The 21043-nt window shown below is 71.5% G+C and carries 19 protein-coding genes; 13 read left to right on the top strand and 6 right to left on the bottom strand.

Annotated features, from left to right (window positions below; translation table 11 throughout):
- Positions 1 to 507: 507 nt before the first annotated feature.
- The 3 genes from panD to ACFYWX_RS34285 are packed head-to-tail and all read left to right on the top strand — an operon-like array spanning position 508 to position 2009.
- Entirely contained in the window at positions 508 to 927 is a 420-nt protein-coding gene (panD, locus tag ACFYWX_RS34275; RefSeq protein WP_383463761.1) for an aspartate 1-decarboxylase, read from the top strand.
- Positions 928 to 970: 43 nt separating this feature from the next.
- Entirely contained in the window at positions 971 to 1318 is a 348-nt protein-coding gene (locus ACFYWX_RS34280) for a GNAT family N-acetyltransferase (protein ID WP_389428723.1), read from the top strand.
- Between the two features lie 19 nt (positions 1319 to 1337).
- A complete protein-coding gene (locus tag ACFYWX_RS34285) occupies positions 1338 to 2009 on the top strand; it encodes an aspartate/glutamate racemase family protein (RefSeq protein WP_389428834.1) in 672 nt (223 codons plus the stop codon).
- 458 nt (positions 2010 to 2467) lie between these two features.
- Here the strand turns inward: ACFYWX_RS34285 and gndA are convergent, their stop codons facing one another.
- The gene (gndA, locus tag ACFYWX_RS34290) at positions 2468 to 3907 is read right to left on the bottom strand and encodes an NADP-dependent phosphogluconate dehydrogenase (RefSeq protein ID WP_389428724.1); all 1440 of its coding nucleotides are present in this window, start codon (positions 3905 to 3907) and stop codon (positions 2468 to 2470) included.
- A gap of 290 nt (positions 3908 to 4197) precedes the next feature.
- Here gndA and ACFYWX_RS34295 point away from each other — a divergent pair, with 290 nt between their 5' ends.
- On the top strand, positions 4198 to 5349 hold the full coding sequence (locus ACFYWX_RS34295) for a transglycosylase family protein (RefSeq protein WP_389428725.1): 1152 nt from the start codon (positions 4198 to 4200) through the stop codon (positions 5347 to 5349).
- On the opposite strand, the gene ACFYWX_RS34300 is transcribed toward ACFYWX_RS34295, so the two are convergent.
- Positions 5339 to 6493: a DMT family transporter gene (locus tag ACFYWX_RS34300; protein ID WP_389428726.1), complete on the bottom strand. Its 1155-nt coding sequence runs from the start codon at positions 6491 to 6493 to the stop codon at positions 5339 to 5341. The genes ACFYWX_RS34295 and ACFYWX_RS34300 overlap by 11 nt on opposite strands.
- A gap of 227 nt (positions 6494 to 6720) precedes the next feature.
- Between ACFYWX_RS34300 and ACFYWX_RS34305 the strand changes: the two genes are divergently transcribed.
- The 5 genes from ACFYWX_RS34305 to ACFYWX_RS34325 all read left to right on the top strand — a co-directional run bounded on the left by ACFYWX_RS34305 (position 6721) and on the right by ACFYWX_RS34325 (position 13076).
- Complete coding sequence (locus ACFYWX_RS34305; protein WP_389428727.1) at positions 6721 to 7482, top strand: (2Fe-2S)-binding protein; 762 nt, start codon at positions 6721 to 6723, stop codon at positions 7480 to 7482.
- A 40-nt stretch (positions 7483 to 7522) separates the two neighbouring features.
- On the top strand, positions 7523 to 8674 hold the full coding sequence (gene glgA / locus ACFYWX_RS34310; protein ID WP_389428728.1) for a glycogen synthase: 1152 nt from the start codon (positions 7523 to 7525) through the stop codon (positions 8672 to 8674).
- Between the two features lie 51 nt (positions 8675 to 8725).
- Positions 8726 to 9946: a glucose-1-phosphate adenylyltransferase gene (glgC, locus tag ACFYWX_RS34315; RefSeq protein WP_389428729.1), complete on the top strand. Its 1221-nt coding sequence runs from the start codon at positions 8726 to 8728 to the stop codon at positions 9944 to 9946.
- 180 nt (positions 9947 to 10126) lie between these two features.
- Positions 10127 to 11443, top strand: a complete 1317-nt coding sequence (locus ACFYWX_RS34320) for a wax ester/triacylglycerol synthase family O-acyltransferase (RefSeq protein ID WP_389428730.1) — start codon at positions 10127 to 10129, stop codon at positions 11441 to 11443.
- A gap of 103 nt (positions 11444 to 11546) precedes the next feature.
- Complete coding sequence (locus tag ACFYWX_RS34325) at positions 11547 to 13076, top strand: SDR family NAD(P)-dependent oxidoreductase (protein ID WP_389428731.1); 1530 nt, start codon at positions 11547 to 11549, stop codon at positions 13074 to 13076.
- A gap of 87 nt (positions 13077 to 13163) precedes the next feature.
- Here ACFYWX_RS34325 and ACFYWX_RS34330 read toward each other — a convergent pair whose 3' ends face one another.
- Positions 13164 to 13922: an SDR family oxidoreductase gene (locus ACFYWX_RS34330; protein WP_389428732.1), complete on the bottom strand. Its 759-nt coding sequence runs from the start codon at positions 13920 to 13922 to the stop codon at positions 13164 to 13166.
- A gap of 25 nt (positions 13923 to 13947) precedes the next feature.
- On the bottom strand, positions 13948 to 14397 hold the full coding sequence (locus ACFYWX_RS34335) for a hypothetical protein (RefSeq protein WP_389428733.1): 450 nt from the start codon (positions 14395 to 14397) through the stop codon (positions 13948 to 13950).
- Between the two features lie 461 nt (positions 14398 to 14858).
- Here ACFYWX_RS34335 and ACFYWX_RS34340 point away from each other — a divergent pair, with 461 nt between their 5' ends.
- A complete protein-coding gene (locus ACFYWX_RS34340; RefSeq protein ID WP_389428734.1) occupies positions 14859 to 15032 on the top strand; it encodes a hypothetical protein in 174 nt (57 codons plus the stop codon).
- 74 nt (positions 15033 to 15106) lie between these two features.
- On the opposite strand, the gene ACFYWX_RS34345 is transcribed toward ACFYWX_RS34340, so the two are convergent.
- Together ACFYWX_RS34345 and ACFYWX_RS34350 are read right to left on the bottom strand one after the other, a co-directional pair.
- Positions 15107 to 16450, bottom strand: coding sequence for an amidase (locus ACFYWX_RS34345; RefSeq protein WP_389428735.1), 1344 nt, complete (start codon positions 16448 to 16450; stop codon positions 15107 to 15109).
- A 109-nt stretch (positions 16451 to 16559) separates the two neighbouring features.
- Complete coding sequence (locus ACFYWX_RS34350) at positions 16560 to 17261, bottom strand: FadR/GntR family transcriptional regulator (RefSeq protein ID WP_389428736.1); 702 nt, start codon at positions 17259 to 17261, stop codon at positions 16560 to 16562.
- 161 nt (positions 17262 to 17422) lie between these two features.
- Here ACFYWX_RS34350 and ACFYWX_RS34355 point away from each other — a divergent pair, with 161 nt between their 5' ends.
- The 3 genes from ACFYWX_RS34355 to ACFYWX_RS34365 are packed head-to-tail and all read left to right on the top strand — an operon-like array spanning position 17423 to position 21016.
- A complete protein-coding gene (locus ACFYWX_RS34355) occupies positions 17423 to 18499 on the top strand; it encodes a sugar ABC transporter substrate-binding protein (RefSeq protein WP_389428737.1) in 1077 nt (358 codons plus the stop codon).
- A complete protein-coding gene (locus tag ACFYWX_RS34360) occupies positions 18496 to 19995 on the top strand; it encodes a sugar ABC transporter ATP-binding protein (RefSeq protein ID WP_389428738.1) in 1500 nt (499 codons plus the stop codon). The genes ACFYWX_RS34355 and ACFYWX_RS34360 overlap by 4 nt, the downstream gene beginning before the upstream one ends.
- Complete coding sequence (locus ACFYWX_RS34365; RefSeq protein ID WP_389428739.1) at positions 19988 to 21016, top strand: ABC transporter permease; 1029 nt, start codon at positions 19988 to 19990, stop codon at positions 21014 to 21016. Before ACFYWX_RS34360 ends, ACFYWX_RS34365 begins: the two co-directional genes overlap by 8 nt.
- Positions 21017 to 21043 lie beyond the last annotated feature (27 nt).

Raw genomic sequence — 21043 nt, forward strand, 5'->3', positions numbered from 1 at the left:
GGGAGACCCTTGGCGCTGATAGCGATGACCGGGGAGAGGGTTAAGCATTCGGTCGGCCCCGTCGTGGTAACGGAACGCGACGGCTCACTGGTCGAGAGAGCGTCGGGGGCTTCTCGGTTGTCGAAGTGAAGATTGCGGAAATCTACTGGTACGACACGAAGGCCGTGTGCCTGACGCTGGCTGTGTAAGCTCCTCGCGGAGCTCTCGGGCTGCAGTGCGGGCTCCCGGTCAGCGAGTCGTCCTGTGACCCGCATGCACCTGATGTGGCGTCAGGTAAGTCAGCATCTGGTCAGCATCAGTTCCCGAACAGCCTGATACGGCTGTCCGACAGGCGCTTGGTCGATGGCGTCACAACAGCCTGGTCGGCGCGGAAGCCCAGGCAGGGAGCGCTATCCCCGCTGAGAAGCGATGTTCCTCACAATCATCGACCCCGGCGTGCCCATGTAGAGTGAAGACTGCCCTTGACCTGCACAAAGTAGGCAGGGAGCCGTCTTCCAGGAGTCCAAAGTGCTGCGTACTCTGTTCAAGTCCAAGATCCACCGCGCCACCGTCACCCAGGCCGACCTGCACTACGTGGGATCCGTGACCATCGACGCCGACCTGCTCGACGCCGCCGATCTGCTGCCCGGTGAGCTCGTGCACATCGTGGACATCACCAACGGGGCCCGGCTGGAGACGTACGTCATTGAGGGGGAGCGCGGGTCGGGGGTGGTCGGGATCAACGGGGCGGCCGCCCATCTCGTTCATCCCGGAGATCTGGTGATCATCATCAGTTACGCTCAGGTCACCGACGCCGAGGCGCGGGCGCTTGAGCCGCGGGTGGTGCACGTGGACCGCGACAACCGGATCGTGGCCCTCGGGGCGGACCCGTCGGAGCCGGTGCCGGGCTCGGACCAGGAACGGAGTCCGCAGGCCGTGTCGGTCTGACCTCGGACTCCCGGCCCCAGACGGACCAGGAGCGTGCGAGCCCATGAGCGACACAGAGATCCGCGACGACCGGGCGGCGGGCCGCCTGGAGGCCCTCGGGGACGGGGGCGAAGTCGTCGGCCACATCGAGTACTTCGTCCTCGAGTCCCCCGAGCGCGCCCTCGTCCCCGTCCACACCATCGTGGAGCCGGCGCACGAGGGGAAGGGCATCGCGGGCTCCCTGGCGCGTGAGCTGTACGCCGTCGCCGCGCGGGAGGGCGTCCCCGTGGCCCCGCTCTGCCCGTACGTCGTCACATGGGCCGAGCGCCATCCCGAGGAGGCCCCGGCCGCCGACCCGCGGCTGCTCCAGGCCGCGAAGGAGTGGCTCGTCGCGCACCCCGGGCGGTTCTGAGCGGATGGCCGACCACGACATGCTCGCCCTGCTGCACACCTCGACCGCTCACATCCCGGTCTTCGACGCCCTCCGGGACGAACACCACCCGGGCCTCGAACTGCGGCACGCGGTCGACGAGGAGCTGCTGGCACGTACCCGTCGGGAGGGGCCGGAGGCGGTGACGGACGACGTCCGAGCCGCCATCGACCGGCTCGTCGCCGAGGGCGCTCGGGCCGTGCTGTGCACCTGCTCGAGCATCGGCGCCGTCGCGGAGGCGTATGCCGCCGGGGCCGGGGTGCCGGTCCTGCGCGTCGACCGCCCGATGGCGGCCGCCGCGGTGGCGGCGGGCTCACGCGTCGTCGTCCTCGCCACCGTGGAGAGCACCTTCGCGCCGACCCGGACGCTGATCGAGGAAGAGGCCCACCGAGCCCACCGCTCCGTGACCGTCGGCACGCTCCTCGTCGACGGTGCCTGGGACCGCTTCGCCGCCGGTGACATCGAGGGGCACGCACGTCTGGTGGCGGCCGCCGTCGACGCGGTCACCGACGCCGACGCGATCGTGCTCGCCCAGGTCTCCATGACCCCGGCCCAGCGGTTCACGACGACCACCGTCCCGGTGCTGTCCAGCCCCCGCCCGGGGCTCGCGGCCGGAGCGGAGGCCGCGCGTCGGGAGGCCCACCTGGGCCGCCGCATTGACGCCCACGGGTGACTGGCCGCACGGGCGTCGGGTACGCGGGGGAGTAGTCCAGAGCGGACATTGTCCAGAGCGGACGTAGCCCAGAGCCGATGTCGACCGACTGGCCGGAGGACATCATGACCAACCCGTACCCGGACCCCGTTCATCCCGGACCGACGCCGGGCCCATCCCCGGACCCGACCCCGCCGGGCCCACCCCCGGACCCGACGCCCCCAGGTCCGCCCCCGGACCCGGCCCCGCCGGGCCCGGGCCCCACCCCCACCCCGCCCCCGGGACCCGACCCGACCCCGGGTCCCACTCCCACCCCGCCTCCGGAACCCTCCCCGTCCCCGATCCCGCCGGGCCCGGAGCCGGTGCCGAACCCGGAGCCCGGTCCACCACTCACGTGAACAACGTGAACAACGTGAACAAAAGGCGGTGGGCGGCGAAAAATCGCCGCCCACCGCAACTCACTCCCCGCCTCGTGGGCGTTAGGCCGACACCTCCGACCGGTCCCCGCCCCACAGCGTGTGGAACGCCCCGTCCCGGTCGGTGCGCCGGTACGTGTGCGCCCCGAAGAAGTCCCGCTGCCCCTGCGTCAGCGCCGCAGGCAACCGCTCCGCGCGCAGGGCGTCGTAGTAGGCGAGGGCCGCGGCGAAGCCGGGGGTCGGGACGCCCTGGCGGGTCGCGGCGACGAGGACCTCACGCCAGTCGTCCTGGGCGTCCGCGATCTCCCGCGCGAACGTCTCGTCCGACAGCAGGCTCGGCAGGTCGGCCCGGGTGTCGTAGGCCGCGCGGATGCGGTCCAGGAAGGCCGCGCGGATGATGCACCCGCCGCGCCAGATCGCGGAGACGGCGCCCAGGTCGATGTCCCAGTCGTACTCCTCGCGGGCCGCCGCGATCTCGTGGAAGCCCTGCGTGTACGACACGATCTTCGACGCGTACAGCGCCTGCTCGACGCGGTCCGCGAAGGCCCCGGCCTCGGACTCGGACAGGGGGGACGCCTTCGGGCCGGCCAGCCCGCGGGACGCCTCGCGCAGCGCCGCGTGCCCGGACAGGGAGCGGGCGAAGACCGCCTCCGCGATGCCGGACACCGGGACTCCCAGGTCGAGGGCGATCTGGACCGTCCAGCGGCCGGTGCCCTTCTGCTCCGCCTGGTCCACCACCACGTCCACGAACGGCTCGCCGGTCGCCGCGTCCACGTGGGACAGGACCTCGGCGGTGATCTCGATCAGGTAGGAGTCGAGGCGGCCCGTGTTCCAGGTGCGGAAGATCTCCGCGATCTGCGCGGGGGAGTACCCGGCCACGTCGCGCAGCAGCTGGTACGCCTCACCGATGAGCTGCATGTCGGCGTACTCGATGCCGTTGTGGACCATCTTCACGAAGTGCCCGGCGCCGTCGGGACCGACGTGCGTCACACAGGGCGCCCCGTCCGCCGCCTTCGCGGAGATCTTCTCCAGCATCGGGCCGAGCGAGTCGTACGACTCCTTCGGACCGCCCGGCATGATGCTCGGACCGAGCAGCGCGCCCTCCTCGCCGCCGGAGACGCCCATGCCGACGAAGTGGATGCCCTGCTCCCGCAGGTCACGCTCGCGGCGCCGGGTGTCCGCGAAGTGGGCGTTGCCACCGTCGATGATCATGTCGCCAGGCTCCAGGAGCGGGGCGAACTCCTGGATCACCGCGTCGGTCGGGTCGCCCGCCTTCACCATGACGACCAGGCGGCGGGGCCGCTCCAGCGCCGCCACGAACTCCTTGGCGGTCTCGGCCGCGATGAAGTCGCCCTCGCTGCCGAACTCCTCGACCAGGGCGTGCGTACGCGCCGCCGTGCGGTTGTGCACCGCGACCGTGTAGCCGTTGCGGGCGAAGTTGCGGGCGAGGTTGCGGCCCATGACCGCAAGACCCGTGACGCCGATCTGGGCTGAAGTGCTCATACGGTTTGGCTCCTAAGCATCCTGGACATCGTGGTGCCGGTCGTGCTCGGCAGTATTGCCGTTCCGGCCATCCTTTCGTGCCGGTGGACCGACCGCACGTCCCGGGGTGTTCGAGATTGCGTACGGTTGCGTACGCAGATACGCACGGAAGACCCCACCTGCCTCATCGGTTGTGCAACCGGTATTCGTTCCCGGTCACTTGGGCGCGGGTGAGGCTGATTTGCTGTCTTGTCATGGCTTGTTGGCGGCGCTTACTTTTGGCCCTCCTGCGCATGTCGAGGGGGAAGTACATGGCCGTACGCGGTCGGCACCGCCGGTATCAGCCCAACAGGATCAACCGCGCGTCACTCACCGTCACGGCGGGCGGTGCCGGTATCGCGCTACCGCTCATCGGCGCCGGAGCCGCCCAGGCGGCCGACGTGGACACCTGGGACAAGGTCGCCGCGTGCGAGTCGACCAACGACTGGGACATCAACTCCGGCAACGGCTACTACGGCGGCCTGCAGTTCACCCAGTCCACCTGGGAGGCGTACGGCGGCACCGCGTACGCGCAGCGGGCGGACCTGGCCACCAAGGACCAGCAGATCGCCGTCGCGGAGAAGGTGCTGAAGGGCCAGGGCCCCGGCGCCTGGCCGGCGTGCTCGGTACGGGCCGGGCTCACCCGGGGCGGCGACACGCCCGACGTCCACCCGAGCGGCACCTCGGCCCGGACCGAGAAGAGCTCCCTGAAGGACGTGCAGCCGCAGAGCACGCCCCAGTCGCGGGCGGGCACCGCGGAGATGTACACGGTGGTCCGCGGCGACACCCTCTCCGGCATCGCCGGTGACAGGGACGTCCGGGGCGGCTGGCGGGGGCTGTACGCCGCCAACCGCGCGGCCATAGGAGCCGACCCGAACCTGATCCTGCCGGGGCAGCGGCTGAAGCTGCGCGGCGAGGGCTCCGGCACGACGAGCCGGAGCGGCACCGAGTCCCGCGAGGAGAAGAAGACCTCCTCGTCCTCCTCGTCCTCGTCGCAGAGCACACCGAGGGCGACCAGCCACTCCGTGGTCGCCCCCGTGAGCGCCGCCACCGGCACGGCCTACCACGCGACGGGCTCCTCCTGGTCGAAGGGCTACCACACCGGTGTCGACTTCCCCGTGCCCACCGGCACGTCCGTGAAGTCGGTCGCGGCGGGCAAGGTCGTCAGCGCCGGCTGGGGCGGTTCCTTCGGCTACCAGGTGGTCATCCGGCACGCCGACGGGCGCTACACCCAGTACGCCCACCTCTCGGCGATCTCCGTGCGGGACGGCCAGTCGGTGGGCAGCGGGCAGCGCATCGGCCGCTCCGGCTCCACGGGCAACAGCACGGGCCCTCATCTGCACTTCGAGGTGCGGACGGGGCCCGGTTTCGGTTCGGACGTCGACCCGGTGGCCTACCTGAGGGCCGGCGGCGTCAGGATTTGACCCGGGTGCGGCGCCGGTCGAGGACGCGCACCGGGACGTACGGCCCGCCGTAGAAGCTGCCGTGGAAGGGCACCGGCTCATCGGTGTCCGACGCGTCCAGGTCGGCGTACGAGCTCTCCGGCACCGCCGCAGGGGACGGGATCCGGCTCTCCAGGACCTTGCTCTCCAGGACCCCGCTCTCCAGGACTTCCAGGAGCGCGGTCGGGTCGAACGCCTCCTCGGGCAGCGCGGCGAGCGGCTGCTCGGGGACGGTGGGGCGCACCTCCACCGTGACCGGGGGCACCGGGTCGGTGGCCGGGGCGGCTTCCTCCGGCGTGCGGGTGAGCCGCTCGATCGTCAGCAGGATCAGACCGCCGGCGGCCACCACACCGCAGCTCAGGGCGAGCGCGGTGCCCGTGGTGCCGTAGCGGAAGGTTTCGCCGAACATCGTGAGGCCGACCGCGGCGGCCACCACCGGGTTCACCACCGTGAGCGTGGCCAGCGGGGCGGTGAGGCCGCCGCTGCGGTACGCGGCCTGCGACAGCAGCATGCCGGCCGTGGCCAGTACGCCGATCACGGCGAGGGACGGCACGTCCGCGGCCGAGATGCCGTCGGTCCAGTCGACGGCGACGGTCTTGGTGAACACCGAGGACATACCGAACGCTATGCCGGAGGCGGTCGCGAGCAGCATGCTGCGCACCGCCGGGTGCCGGTGGGCCGCCCGGCCCGCGATCATCAGCGCGACGACCGCGCCACCCGTGAACAGGGCCACGCTCACCCGCTGCGGGGTGCTCAGCGACTGCGCCTCGGACGCGCCGACCAGGGACAGCAGACCCGCGAGACCCACCGTCGCCATGATCGCGCCCCGCCAGGCCGCCGCCCCGGCCTTGCGGCCGACGAACAGCGCGGCCATGGGCAACGCGAAGACGATGGTCAGCGCACCCAGCGGCTGGACCAGGCTGAGGGGACCGTAGGCGAGCGCCACCACGTGCAGCAGTCCGCCGAGTCCGTTCAGCGCCACCGCCGCCCACCAGCTCAGCCGGCGCAGCGGCGCGTACTCTTCGCCGGGGGAGGACACCGCGACCTGCTCCTGCACGATCGCCCCGCCCGCGTACGCGACGGCGGAGACGAACGACAGGACCACGGACAACGCGAGGGCACTCACCGGTTGCTCCTCTGGGCGAGGCCGGGGCGCTGGGCCCGGCGCGGCGAACGGTCTGCTTCCATGCACAACACGATGCCGTGCCGAGCTGTTCCCGTCGTCGTCCCTGAGCACGCAAATGGTCATACTGCCGATGGAGTACGACCGGGCCGCTGTCCTCCCTCAGGGGGGTGACACGGACCCGGACCCGTCGGCCGCGGGGCTTACGTCCCTTGGTACTACTTCTCGTCGTGGACCTCGACCCCGGCCTCTCCGCTCTCCGCCCGCTCGGCGGCTTCTTCGTCCTACGTACGGCCCTAAGTACGGCCCTGCGTACGGCAGGAGATCGGCGGGCGCCGCTGCCGACGCTCGCGCAGGTCTATACGGACACGGTCTCGGATGTGTTCGACGATCCGCTGACATTCCGTGTCCGGAAAGTGGCGGAAAGTCTGCGAGCTCCCGAAGTGCGGATCGCGGCTTCGATCGCGCACCAGGCCCTGGCGGCCCGGCTGTGGTCGGCGGCGCTCGGCTGCGCGGTCCTCTACGGCCGGACACCCGACCTCGATCCGGGGCTGCTGCACTGGGACGCCGACGCGTCGGCCCCCGACGACCTGTGGCTGACCGCGGTACGGCCCCTTTCCGGGGACGCGGCGACCGTGGCGGACGTCGTGCTCGAGGGGCACCTGCGACCGCTGTCCGCCGCCCTGCGCGCCCGCCACCGCCTCGCCGAGGGCCTGCTGTGGGGCAACGCCGGGTCCGCGCTGGCGGGCGCGGCCCGGGAGCTGGAGCGCTGGGCGCGGACCCACGGCCGTCCCGATGCCGCCGCGCGGGCCCGCGCCCTCACCGGCGAACTCTTCGCCCACCCCCTCCTCGCCGGCACCGGCAACCTGGCCGGCACGGCCTTCCGGCGCCGCAGCTGCTGCCTCTACTACCGCGTGCCCGGCGGGGGCGTATGTGGTGACTGTTGCTTCACACGCCCCCCGCGCTCTTCCGCGCGCGGCGCATCTGGGTGACCATGAAAGGGAACCGGCCGCTGAGATCAGGGGGTTGCGGGTGCGTGTGGGACTGCTGACCCGGGAGTACCCCCCGGACGTGTACGGCGGCGCGGGCGTTCATGTGGAGTTCCTCGCACGGGAGTTGAGGTCCCTCGTCGACCTCGACGTGCACTGCTGGGGCGAGGGCCGCGCGGAGGGCGTCGTACGCCACCGCCCCTGGTCCGCCCTCGACGGCGCCAACGACGCGCTGCGCACCTTCTCCGTGGACCTCTCCGTCGCCGCCGCCGTCGAAGGCCGCGACCTCGTCCACTCCCACACCTGGTACGCCAATCTGGCCGGACACTTCGCCAAACTGCTGTACGGCATCCCGCACGTGATGACCGCGCACTCGCTGGAGCCCCTGCGCCCCTGGAAGGCCGAGCAACTCGGCGGCGGGTACGAGCTGTCCGGCTGGGCCGAACGCACCGCGATCGAGGCCGCCGACGCGGTGGTCGCCGTCTCCGGCGCCATGCGCGAGGACATCCTCGCCTGCTACCCGGCGCTGGACCCGGGCCGTGTCCACGTCGTGCACAACGGCATCGACACCGGCCTCTACCGGCCCGACCACGACACCGACGCCCTCGCCCGGGTCGGCCTCGACCCGAACCGCCCGTATGTGCTGTTCGTCGGCCGCATCACCCGGCAGAAGGGCGTGCCGCATCTGTTGCGCGCGGTGCGGGACATCGACCCGTCGGCGCAGGTCGTGCTGTGCGCGGGCGCGCCGGACACGCCAGAGATAGACCGGGAGTTCCGCGACCTCTTCGAGGAGCTGAGCCGGGTCCGCGACGGCGTGTACTGGATCCCGCGGATGCTGCCGCGCGCGGAGGTGATCCAACTCCTCACGCACGCGGCGGTGTTCGTCTGCCCCTCGGTGTACGAGCCCCTCGGCATCGTCAACCTGGAGGCGATGGCCTGCGGGACACCCGTCGTGGCCTCCCGGGTCGGCGGCATCCCGGAGGTCGTCGAGGATGGCGCGACCGGTGTGCTCGTGTCCGTGGACGACGACTTCGAGGCGGGTCTGACCCGGGCACTGAACGCGGTCCTCGGCGACCCGGACCAGGCCCGCCGGATGGGCGAGGCCGGCCGGGAGCGCGCGGTGGAAGAGTTCGGCTGGGACACGGTCGCCCGTCGTACGGTCCGGTTGTACGAGGAGATCGTGAAACAGGCGTAGGGCGTGTCGCGCGGGGGCAGGTACGGGACAACCTGGGTGAGGGGAGCGGCCATGCGTCGTGGTGGACCTTCGGTACTCGGAATCGTACTGGCGGGCGGTGAGGGCAAGCGCCTGATGCCTCTGACCGCCGACCGCGCGAAACCCGCGGTCACCTTCGGCGGAACGTATCGCCTGGTCGATTTCGTGCTCTCGAATCTCGTCAACGCCGACATCCTGCGCATCTGCGTGCTCACGCAGTACAAGTCGCACTCGCTGGACCGGCACATCACCACCACCTGGCGGATGTCCAGCCTGCTGGGCAACTACGTGACCCCGGTCCCGGCCCAGCAGCGGCTCGGCCCGCGCTGGTACCTGGGCAGTGCCGACGCGATCCTGCAGTCGCTGAACCTGATCTACGACGAACAGCCCGAGTACGTCGCGGTGTTCGGCGCCGACCACGTCTACCGCATGGATCCCCGGCAGATGCTCACCCAGCACATCGAGGCCGGCGCGGGTGTGACGGTGGCCGGGATACGCGTGCCGCGCGTCGAGTCGTCGTCCTTCGGGGTGATCACGCCGGGCTCGGACGGCCAGAGCGTGGACCAGTTCCTGGAGAAGCCCGCCGATCCGCCCGGACTGCCCGATGACCCGGAGACCGTCTTCGCCTCCATGGGCAACTACATCTTCACCACCAAGGCGCTCATCGAGGCGCTCCAGCGGGACGCCGAGGACGAGAGCTCCGTGCACGACATGGGTGGCTCGATCCTGCCCCAGCTCACCCAACGGGGTGAGGCACATCTGTACGACTTCAGCGCCAACCACGTGCCCGGCGAGACCACAGGGGACCGGGGCTACTGGCGTGACGTAGGCACCCTCGACGCGTACTACGACGCCCACATGGACCTCATCGCCGAGCGCCCCGCCTTCAACCTCTACAACCGCAGCTGGCCCATCTACACCCTCTCCAACCAGCTCTCGCCCGCTCGTTTCAACGCCGGCGGCATGGCCAGCGAGTCGATCATCAGTGCGGGCTGCCTCATCCGCGGGCAGGTCACGCGGTCCGTGTTGTCTCCGGGTGTCGTCGTCGACCCGGGCGCGGTGGTGCAGGGCTCGATCCTCCACGACAACGTGCACATCGGGCGGGGCGCGGTGGTGCGCGGGGCCGTGCTGGACAAGAATGTCCAGGTACCGCCGGGCGCGACGATCGGGGTCAATCCGGGACGGGACGCGGAGCTGTACTCCGTGTCCAAGGGCGGGGTCATCGGGCTCGGCAAGGGCCAGCGCGTGTCGTAACGCCGCACCGATCGTTTTTCGCCACGACACGGTGCAACGTCTGTGGCCTGCGGGACTCCGGGGTTGCCAAGATCTGTTACTTAATCGGATGTTAACTGTGTGTAGCTTGATCGTGCTTGACCGTAATCGATCGAGGGCGATTCACTGTTGGTCCACCCTTCGTCGACGCGAGGCAAGCCCTTGACTGATCCGCTGGCACCTCTCGACCTGGCGTTCTGGAACATCGAGACCGCCGAGCACCCCATGCACCTCGGCGCACTCGGGGTCTTCACGTCCCACTCGCCCACCGCCGGCGCCCACGCGGCCGACCTGCTCGCCGCCCGCGCCGCCGCGGTGCCCGGACTGCGCATGCGGATCCGGGACGTGTGGCGGCCGTCCGCCCTCGGCGGCGCCGTGCGCGAACCCGACCCCGACTTCGACCCCCTCGACCACGTCCGGCTGCACGACCCGACCGACGACTTCCAGGCCGTGGCCGGCCGTCTCATGGGGCGCCCGCTGGAGCGCGACCGGCCGCCGTGGGAGGCGCACGTGCTGCCGGGCGAGGACGGTGTCTCCTTCGCCGTGCTCTTCAAGTTCCACCACGCCCTCGCCGACGGCCTGCGGGCGCTCACGCTCGCCGCCGCCGTCCTCGACCCCATGGACATGCCCGCGCCCCGGCCCCGCCCCGCCGAGCCGCCGCGCGCCCTCCTGCCGGACGTGCGCCGACTGCCCGGGCTGGTGCGCGGCGCCCTCTCCGACATGGGCCGCGCCCTCGACATCGGGGCCTCCGTCGCCGTGTCCACCCTCGGCATGCGCTCCACCCCCGCGCTCAGCGCCGGGCCCACCGGCACCCGCCGCACCGCCGGCGTGGTCGTCGACCTCGACGACGTGCACCGCGTCCGCAAGGTCGTCGGCGGCACCGTCAACGACGTCCTGATCGCGGTCGTCGCCGGTGCCCTGCGCCGCTGGCTCGACGAGCGCGGCGACGGCAGCGACGGTGTGGCGCCCCGCGCCCTGATCCCGGTCTCCAGGCGCCGCCCGCGCACCGCGCACCCCCAGGGCAACCGGCTCTCCGGCTATCTGATGAGGCTCCCCGTCAACGACCCGGACCCGCTCCGCCGCCTCGGTACGGTCCGCGCCGCCATGGACCGCAACAAGGACGTCGGCCCCCACCGCGGCGCGGGCGCCGTCGCCCTGCTCGCCGACCACGTCCCGGCGCTCGGCCACCGCATCGGCGGGCCCCTGGCGGCCCAGGCCGCGAGGCTGTGGTTCGACATCCTGGTCACCAGCGTTCCCCTGCCCAGCCTCGGCCTGAAGCTGGGCGGAAACCCGGTGACCGAGGTGTTCCCGTACGCCCCGCTCGCCGCGGGCCAGTCCCTGGCGGTCGCCATCTCGACGTATCGCGGCCGCGTCCACTACGGACTCGTCGCCGACGCCGAGGCGGTCCCCGACCTCGACCGGTTCGCACGGGCCGTGACCGAGGAGGTGGAGACGCTCCTCACGGCCTGCGGCTCTTGACCTGCGCGGGTTTGGAGGTGTGGCCCGGCGCTCCGTAAAATCGCCTGTTCGAGGGCGGGCGCGGTCGGAGCGCTGCGCGGGTGATCAGGGAAGCGGCAGCGCGATGACGGTGACAGAGGACGGCTCGGCGTCCATGGAGTCGATGGCACCCATGGAGTCCATGGAGTCGGTGGAGGAGATGGTCTACGGGCCCGGTATCGACCCGGAGCGGCTCGCCGTGTGCCTCAGCGTGCTCGAGGAGCTCGACAAGCTGGAGGTCGACCACCCCGACGCGATCGCCGTCCGCCGGGCCACCGCCGGCGTCTACCGCACCGTCAAGCAGCGCCGCCGTCAGGAGCGCCGGGCCGCCAAGACCGCGCACGACAAGGCGGTCACCGAGGCCACGGCCACCGGATCCGCCCAGCGCATCGACGACGAGACGGAGGGCATCCTGCCGTCGTCGGTCACGGGCGAGGGCAAGATCGCGGGGATCCTCCAGCGCCCCCGCTCCTGCTACACCTGCAAAACCCGGTACGTGGAAGTCGACTACTTCTACCACCAGCTCTGTCCCGACTGCGCCCGCGTGAACCGCGTGCACCGCGACGCCCGCGCCGACCTCACCGGCAAGCGCGCCCTGCTCACCGGCGGCCGCGCCAAGATCGGCATGTACATCGCGCTGCGGCTGCTGCGGGACGGCGCGCACACGACGATCACCACGCGGTTCCCCAAGGACGCCATCCGCCGCTTCAAGGCCATGGACGACTCGGCGGACTGGATGCACCGCCTGGAGGTCGTCGGCATCGACCTGCGCGACCCGGCGCAGGCCGTCGCCCTCGCCGATCAGGTCGCCGAGGCGGGCCCGCTCGACATCCTCATCAACAACGCGACGCAGACCGTACGCAGGCTGCCCTCCGCCTACGCCGCCCTGGTCGAGGGGGAGAGCGCCCCGCTGCCCGCCGGGGAGCTCCCCGCCCACCACGTCATCGGCGCTTTCAACTCCGGTGCCGTCGACGGGCTGGCGGCGCTGCCTCTCGGCACCAGCGGCCTCGACGCGCAGAAGGTCGCCGACCTCGCCCTGGTGGCGGGCAACGCCAGCGTCGCCCGGCACCTCGACGGCACGGCCATCGACGCGGGTGGCCTGGTCCCCGACGTCGTCGAGAGCAACACCTGGGTGCAGACCATCGAGCAGATCTCCCCGGTGGAGCTCCTCGAGACCCAGCTGTGCAACTACACGTCGCCGTTCATCCTGATCAGCAAGCTCCGCCCGAGCATGGCCGTCGCCGCCAGGACGGCGACGAGCGGGCGTGCGTACGTCGTGAACGTCTCGGCGATGGAGGGCGTCTTCGGCCGCGGCTACAAGGGTGCGGGCCACCCGAACACGAACGCCGCCAAGGCCGCGATGAACATGGTCACGCGGACCAGTGCGCAGGAGATGTTCCAGAGCGACGGCATCCTCATGACCTCCGTCGACACGGGCTGGATCACGGATGAGCGGCCGCACTTCGACAAGCTGCGCCTCGCCGACGAGGGGTTCCATGCGCCGCTGGATCTGGTGGACGGGGCGGCGCGGGTGTATGACCCGGTGGTGCGGGGTGAGGCGGGGGAGGACCTGTACGGGGTCTTCTTGAAGGACTACGCGCCGGGTAAGTGGTAGGCAGTTTCACGCCGGTGGGCGGGTGCGGGTTGTGGGGGCTGGTCGCGCCCTCGCGGCGGAGCCGCACATGTACTGGGCCCCGCGCCCCTATCGGGGCGCTTTGGCCGGCCTGACTCGAGTGCCACCGTCCACCAGTAGGTCTGCGCCCGTGATCCACTCCGCCCCGTCGGAGCACAGCCACAGCACCGCCTGTGCCACGTCCTCCGGCTCTCCGATCCGGCCCAGCGGCAGGCCCGACGCGATCTCCGTTTCCCCCGGCTCCCACACGAACCGGGCCATCTCGGTGCGTACGAGACCGGGGGAGACGGAGTTCACCCGCACCCCCGGCCCCAGCTCACCCGCAAGCTGCTGCGTGAGGTGAAGCAGGGCCGCCTTGCTGGTGCCGTACGCGCCGACGCCGGGGCCGACATGGGTCGCGCCCTCCGTGCAGATGTTGACCACCACTCCACCGTGCTCGCGCATCCAACCGTGCCACGCGCACTGCACCAGCCGCAGTGGTGCCTCGACGTTGATGGTGAACGCCTCCCGCCAGACCTCCGGGTCGGCGTCCATGAGGGGGCCGTACGGCTGGTTCGTCGCCGCGTTGTTCACCAGGACGTCCAGCCGGCCGAACTCGCGCAGGCACAGGTCCGTCAACTCACTCGGATGCCGGGCGTCCGCGACGTCCCCGGCCAGGCCGACCCCGCCCAGCTCAGCGGCGGCGTGCCGCACCTCGTCCGCGTTCCGTGCGCTCACGCACACCCGCGCCCCGGCGTCGGCGAGTGCCCGTGCCACCGCCCGGCCGATGCCCCGCGTGGCCCCCGTGACGACGGCGGCCCTGCCACACAACCCGTACGACGACGTCATCGGCGTACGGTCTCACGGCGCACCCTCAATCGACAGCCCCGAGACGGGAGTTGCGCGCCGCGACCAGTTCCAGCACGGTCCGCCAGTCCTCCAGGACACCCGCGTCGAAAGCGGCCGTCAGGGCGTCCTCGGCGGCCTGACGCAGGCTGAGCAGGTCGTCGTCGGCCGGTGTGCCGAGCCAGGGGTGCAGACGGACGAGGCGGGCGACCCGCTGGCCGAGCAGGGGCCGTACCGCGTCGGCGGCACGCTGGGCCCGGCCGGCGGGGTCTGCGGGGCGCAGCAGGTGTCCGACGGAGTGGACCAGGCCGGTCAGCTGGAGTTCCTTGTCCGCCGGGCGACTTCGGCGCAGCAGCGCGGCCGTGCGCAGCGCGTGCTCGTGCAGGTCGACCGAGCGGCCCGCCCGGTCGGGGGTGCCCCGTACGCCGCGGCAGGCGTACAGCAGGTCCATCAGCTCCTCGACGCTGCGCAGTTCCATGCGTCAGTCCTCCCGCGAGACAGCCGTTGCGGTACGCCAGGAGATCATGGCGAGCTTTCGACCGAGCCAACGGCACCTGAACTGCCCGACCCCCTGACGCCGCTTTCAGCCGTTGTAGGCCGGACGGGTGACTTTCAAACAGGGGCATCATGCGGCAAAAGGGTCCGCTTCGTGGCCAAATGCATACGGGCGACTTGCGATGGTTACACCGATTTTTCAGCCCCATAGAGCGGCCGCCCGCTCATTTGGTTAATCTATAGCCCGACGGACAGCAGTACCGGGTCCTACCCACACCCACCGTCCGTCATGGGACACGCCGGTTCACAGCGGCCTGCTCTCCTACGAGTGACCGGCGCCACCGCGTCCGAACTGCTTCGACCCAGACCCGAGCGGGCGTCAGGCCCAGGAACGCAGACTGGCCGGTACGCCCCAAGGGTGACCCGACACATAAGGAGTGCGCGGTGACACCGGAGAAGACGAATCGCGAACAGCGCCCCAAGGATCGACCTGAGCGCGCCCGCCGCCGCAACGGCGAGCTCGGCAGCCTCGACGTGTGGGCCCGCTCGGCCCCCATCCGCCTGGCCGGCTACGAGGACGACCTCGCCGAGCCGCACATCCTGCCCAGCGTGGACTGACCCGGCAGGCCCGTCGCGATCGCCGACGGCATGGGCGTGCGAGACGCACGCCCATGCTGGTCAGGGGTCGTGACTCAGTCCAGCGGAGCCGTCCGCCGCCACGGGCGGCGCTCCTCCAACCGCCCCGCCAGCTCCAGCAGTTCCGCCTCCGAGCCGGGACGCCCCACCAGCTGGACCGCGCACGGGGCCCCCGAGGGGAGCGTGCCGAACGGGACCGACATGGCCGGCCAGCCGGTGAGGTTCCACGGCGGGGTCAGCGGCGAGTAGGCGGTGTTGGCCAGGAGGTTGGGCAGCCAGCCCCGCTCGTGCCAGGCCGCCGCCTTCGGGGAGCGGCGGGCCAGCGCCGGCGTGAGCAGCACGTCGTACGTGTCGAAGAACGGCTCCAGGCGCCGCCGCAGCGCCTCCCTGCTCCCGCCCCGGCGCACCACGGGCAGGAACCCCCGCCCCACGGCTGCGTGCACCCGGGTGCGCCGGGCCAGCAGCCGCGGGTCGAGCCCCTGCGCGTCCACGGCCGTGCCCGCCGTCCAGTGCGCGAGCGAGGTCAGGCTCAGCGACTGCGGGTACGGCGGGTCGGCGCGCCGCACCTGGTGACCGGCCCTGATCAGCAACCCGGCCGCCTCCCGGGCGGCGTCCGCGTAGGGCCTGCTGACGGTGACACCGGCGAGCGGGCTGCGCAGCGAGACGGCGACCTTGTACGTGCCGGGCGCGCCACGGCGTACGACGTCGGTGTCCGCCAGGATCGACAGCAGCAGGCGCGCGTCCTCGACCGTCGTGGCGAGCGGACCGTTCTCGGACATGCCGAACCAGTCGCCCTCGCCGATGCCCGCGGGCACCACCCCGTGGCCCGGCTTGATGGTGACGAGGCCGCAGTTGGCCGCGGGTATGCGCAGCGAGCCCATGCCGTCGTTGCCGAGGGCGACCGGTACCAGTCCCGCGGCGACCGCGGCCGCGCTGCCGCCGGACGAGCCGCCCGCCGTGCGCGAGGTGTCCCACGGGTTGCGGGCGGTGCCGTGGACGCCGTCGGTGGTGCCGAACACACACAGCTCCGGCACGTTCGTCAGCCCCACGACCACCGCGCCCGCCGCCCGCAACCGGGCCACGGTGACATGGTCGTCGCCGGCGGGCGTGTCCGGCGTCGCCGCCGAGCCGACCCGGGTGGACTCCCCGCGCACGGCGAGGTTGTCCTTCACGGCCACCGGCACCCCGGCGAGCGGCAGTTCGGCCAGGTCCGCGCGGGCGCCCACCTCGTCCGCCTCGGCGAGCGCCGCCTGAGCCCGCACCGCACGGAACGCCCCGACCCGGCCGTCGACCCGTTCGATCCGGGCGAGGTGCTCGGCCACCACCTCACGGGCCGTGGCCCGCTTCTCGCGTACGGCGGCGGCGATCTCGACGGCGGTCCGACCGACCCAGGTGGTCACGCGGGCTCCTCTGGGGTGAAGGGGCTGGGTGTGCGTACTCGTGAGTACGCAGGGAGAACTGTGCCCCCGGAGCGGGCGTGGCGTCGAGAGGGGGAGGGCGGCAGCCGGCTCACGGGCCGAGCTGCGAGCGCAGCCACTCCTCCACCTCGCCCACGTGCGCCGCCGCCGCGGTCCGGGCCGCCTCCGGGTCGCGGGCGGCCAAGGCCCGGTGGATGGCGGCGTGTTCGCGGCGGGTGCGGGCGAAGGCGCCCTCCTCCTGGTAGCCGCGCCAGACGCGGGCGCGGAAGGTGCGGGAGGAGAGGCCCTCCAGGATCGCGGCCATGGTCTCGTTGCCGGCGGCCACCGCGATCTCGCGGTGGAAGGCGAGGTCGTGGGCGAGGATCTCCTCCGGGTCGTCGGAGGCATTCATCGCCGTCAGGTGCTTCTCCACGGTCGCGAGCTGGTCGGGAGTGATGCGGGCAGCGGCCAGCGCGGTCGCCGTCGACTCCAGGATCCGCCGGATCTCGAGGAGTTCCACCAGGCGCGGGCCCCGGGACAGGTCGGCCACCACGCCGAAGGTCTCCAGGAGGTCGCCGGCCTGGAGCTGGGTCACGTAGATCCCGGAGCCGTGACGGGCCTCCAGCACGCCGAGGACCGTCAGGGCGCGGATCCCCTCGCGCATCGAGCTGCGGGAGATGCCGAGCTGGGCCGCGAGATCGCGCTCGGTCGGCAGCCGCTGGCCCGGCTCCAGGCGCCCCTCCGCGATCATCGCCTTGATCTGCTCGATGGCGCGCTGCGTCACCGTGCCCTTCTGCGGGGCCGTCTCCTCCACGCCGTCCTCCAGTCACCGGGTGCGCCGAGTTTAACCACCCGAGTGGTCGGACCACTACGGCCGAGAAGCGGGAAATCTGGCACCAGAGGGTGTTCCCGAGGGGAAGTGGTCTGATAAGTATGCGGGCAACTGCTCGAAGACGCTCACCGAGGAGCTGCCAGATGCCCGGCAGGACAGTGTGGAAGCGGAACAGGACACGGATCGTCGGCGCGGTGGCCGCGGCTGTCGGCGCCTCGCTCGTGCTCGGCGCGTGCGGCAGCACCAAGGACACCGGCGCCTCCGGTGCCGGAGGGGGCGGAGGCGGCACCGGCAAGGTCGGGGTGATCCTGCCCCTGCTGACCTCGCCGTTCTGGCAGTCGTACAACGACTACGTGCCCAAGATGGCCAAGTCGGAGGGCGTCGAAGCACTGAAGACGGTCAACTCCAACAGCGACCCCTCACAACAGATCACCGACATCAACAACCAGCTCAACCAGAGCGTGAAGGGCCTGGTGGTCGCCCCGCTCGACAGCGCCGCCATCGAGGCCGGCCTCGACCAGGCCGAGCGCAAGGGCGTACCGGTCGTCGCCGTGGACGTGGCCCCGGACAAGGGCAAGGTCGCCATGGTCGTCCGCGCGAACAACGTCGCCTACGGCGAGAAGGCCTGCCAGTACCTCGGCAAGAACATCACCTCCGGCAAGGTCGTGCAGATCATGGGCGACCTCGCCTCGGTCAACGGCCGCGACCGCTCCGAGGCGTTCCGCTCCTGCGTGAAGAAGAACTTCCCGAAGCTGAAGGTGCTGGAGATCCCCGCGAAGTGGGAGTCCGACACCGCGGCCTCGAAGCTGGACACCCTCCTCAACGCCAACCCCGACATCAAGGGCATCTACATGCAGGCCGGCGGCGTCTACCTCGCGCCGACTCTGCAGACCCTCAAGTCGAAGGGGATGCTGAAGACGGCCGGCCAGGCGGGCCACATCACGATCGTCTCCAACGACGGCATCCCGCAGGAGTTCGACGCCATCCGCAAGGGCGAGATCGACGCCACCGTCTCCCAGCCCGCCGACGCCTACGCCAAGTACGGCATGTACTACATCAAGGCGGCGATGGAGGGGAAGACGTTCCAGCCCGGACCGACCGACCACAACTCCACGATCGTCAAGCTGCCCAGCGGCATCCTCGAGGACCAGCTCCCGGCGCCCCTGGTGACGAAGGACAACGTCGACGACCCCGAGCTGTGGGGCAACACGGTCGGATGAGCACTCCACTCGTTGAGGCGCGGGGCGTCGTCAAGCGGTACGGCCCCACCGTCGCCCTCGCCGACGGCCGGCTCACCGTGCTGCCCGGCGAGTCCCACGCCCTCGTCGGCCGCAACGGCGCCGGCAAGTCCACCCTCGTCAACGTCCTCACCGGCCTCCAGGCGGCGGACGAGGGCGAGGTCCGCTTCGACGGCGAACCCGCACCCGCCCTCGCCGACCGGGACGCCTGGCGCCGCAGGGTCGCCTGCGTCTACCAACACCCCACGGTCGTCCCCGAGTTGACGGTCGCCGAGAACCTGTTCATCAACCGCCAGCCGCTGCAACGCGGTTTCATCAGCTGGCGCCGTCTGCGGGCCGAGGCCGCCGCGCTCCTCGACACCTGGGACGTGCGCGTCGACCCCGAGGCGCGCACCGCCGACCTCAAGGTCGAGGACCGGCAAATGGTGGAGATCGCACGGGCGTTGAGCTTCGGCGCCCGCTTCATCGTCCTCGACGAGCCGACCGCGCAGCTCGACAACCGCGAGATCGAGCGGCTCTTCACCCGCATGCGTGCCCTGCAGGACTCCGGCGTCACCTTCCTGTTCATCTCGCACCACCTCCAGGAGGTCTACGAGGTCTGCCAGACCGTCACCGTGCTGCGCGACGCCCGCTGGATCACCACGGCCCCCGTCGCCGACCTGCCGAGGGCGGCGCTGGTGGAGGCCATGGCGGGGGAGTCCATCGAGGTGCTCGCCGAACAGGGCCTGCAGGAGAGGGCCGTCGACGAAGCCGCACCCGTCCTGCTCGAAGCGCGCGGGCTCACCTCGGAGGCGTACGAGGACGTCGACCTCACCGTCCGTCGCGGCGAGGTCGTCGGGCTCGCCGGCATCAGCGGCAGCGGCAAGATCGAGCTCGCCGAGTCCTTCGCCGGTCTGCACACACCGACCCGGGGGACCGCTCACCTCGACGGCGAACGGCTCCCGTTCGGGAGCGTGCAGGCGGCCCTGGAGGCCGGTGTCGGCTGTGTCCCCCGCGACCGGCACGACCAGGGCCTGGTCACCGGCATGACCATCGGCGACAACACCACCCTGAGCGTCCTGGACCGGCTCGGCCGCTTCGGCTTCATCGGCACCGACCGACGGCGCGGCTTCGCCGCCGAGCTGATCGACCGCCTCGACATCCATGCCGAGGGCCCGGACCAGCCCGTCTCCGACCTGTCGGGCGGCAACGCGCAGAAGGTCGTCATGGCCCGCGCGCTCGCCTCCGACCCGCGCCTCCTCGTCCTGATCAACCCCACCGCGGGCGTCGACGTGAAGTCCAAGGAGTCCCTGCTCGCCCGCGTGGACAGCGCACGCGAGGACGGCACCGCCGTACTCGTGGTCTCCGACGAACTCGACGACCTGCGCCGCTGCGACCGCGTCCTCGTCCTCTTCCACGGGCGTGTCGTCGCGGAGCACCCGGCGGGCTGGCGCGATCACGAACTGATCGCCTCCATCGAAGGAGTGGACCATGGCTGACACCAAGGCGGCCCCGCCGCTCGCCCCCGTCGGCGGCCCCGCCGTGGCCTCGGCCCGGACGGTCCTGCTGCGCCGGGCCCGCGAACTCGCTCTCCTGCCCGCCCTGTTGCTGCTCATGGTGCTCGGCGCGATCGTCAACGACTCCTTCCTCACCGAGCGCAACCTGATCTCGATCCTCGGCGCCTCCGCCGCGCTCGCCATGGTGGTGCTCGCCGAGTCGCTGGTGCTCATCACCGGCAAGTTCGACCTGTCCCTGGAGTCGGTCGTCGGCATCGCGCCCGCCGTGGGCGCGCTGCTGGTCCTGCCCGCCGCAGCCTCCGGATGGGGGACCGAACTACCCGCAGGGGTAGCCCTGTTGGCGGTTCTCGTCACGGGCGCGGCCGTCGGCGCCTTCAACGGCATCCTGGTCGTGAAGTTCAAACTCAACGCGTTCATCGTGACGCTCGCGATGCTGATCGTGCTGCGCGGCCTGCTGGTCGGCGCCACCAAGGGCAAGACGCTCTTCGGCATGCCGGACGCCTTCTACTCCCTGGCGACCACCACCTTCCTCACCGTCCCGATGTCGGTGTGGCTGGCCGCGGCAGCGTTCGCGATCGCCGGGTTCGTCCTGAAGTACCACCGTGTCGGACGCGCCCTCTACGCCATCGGCGGCAACGCGGAGGCCGCCCGCGCGGCCGGCATCCGTGTCGAGCGCGTGATGCTGGGCGTGTTCGTGGTGGCCGGCGTGCTCGCCTCCGTGGGCGGCCTCCTGCAGACCGGGTACGTCGGCGCGATCAGCGCCAACCAGGGCAACAACATGATCTTCACCGTGTTCGCGGCCGCGGTGATCGGAGGCATCAGCCTCGACGGTGGCAAGGGCACCATGTTCGGCGCCCTGACCGGCGTCCTCCTGCTGGGTGTCGTACAGAACCTGCTCACCCTCGCCCAGGTGCCGTCGTTCTGGATCCAGGCGATCTACGGCGGCATCATCCTCGTCGCCCTGATGATCGCCCGGGTGACCACCGGCCGCGCCCAGGACTGAGAAGGCACCCGCTCCTCCCCACCCACC

This window comes from Streptomyces sp. NPDC002888 (assembly GCF_042888465.1).
In the GTDB taxonomy this organism is placed as follows: domain Bacteria; phylum Actinomycetota; class Actinomycetes; order Streptomycetales; family Streptomycetaceae; genus Streptomyces.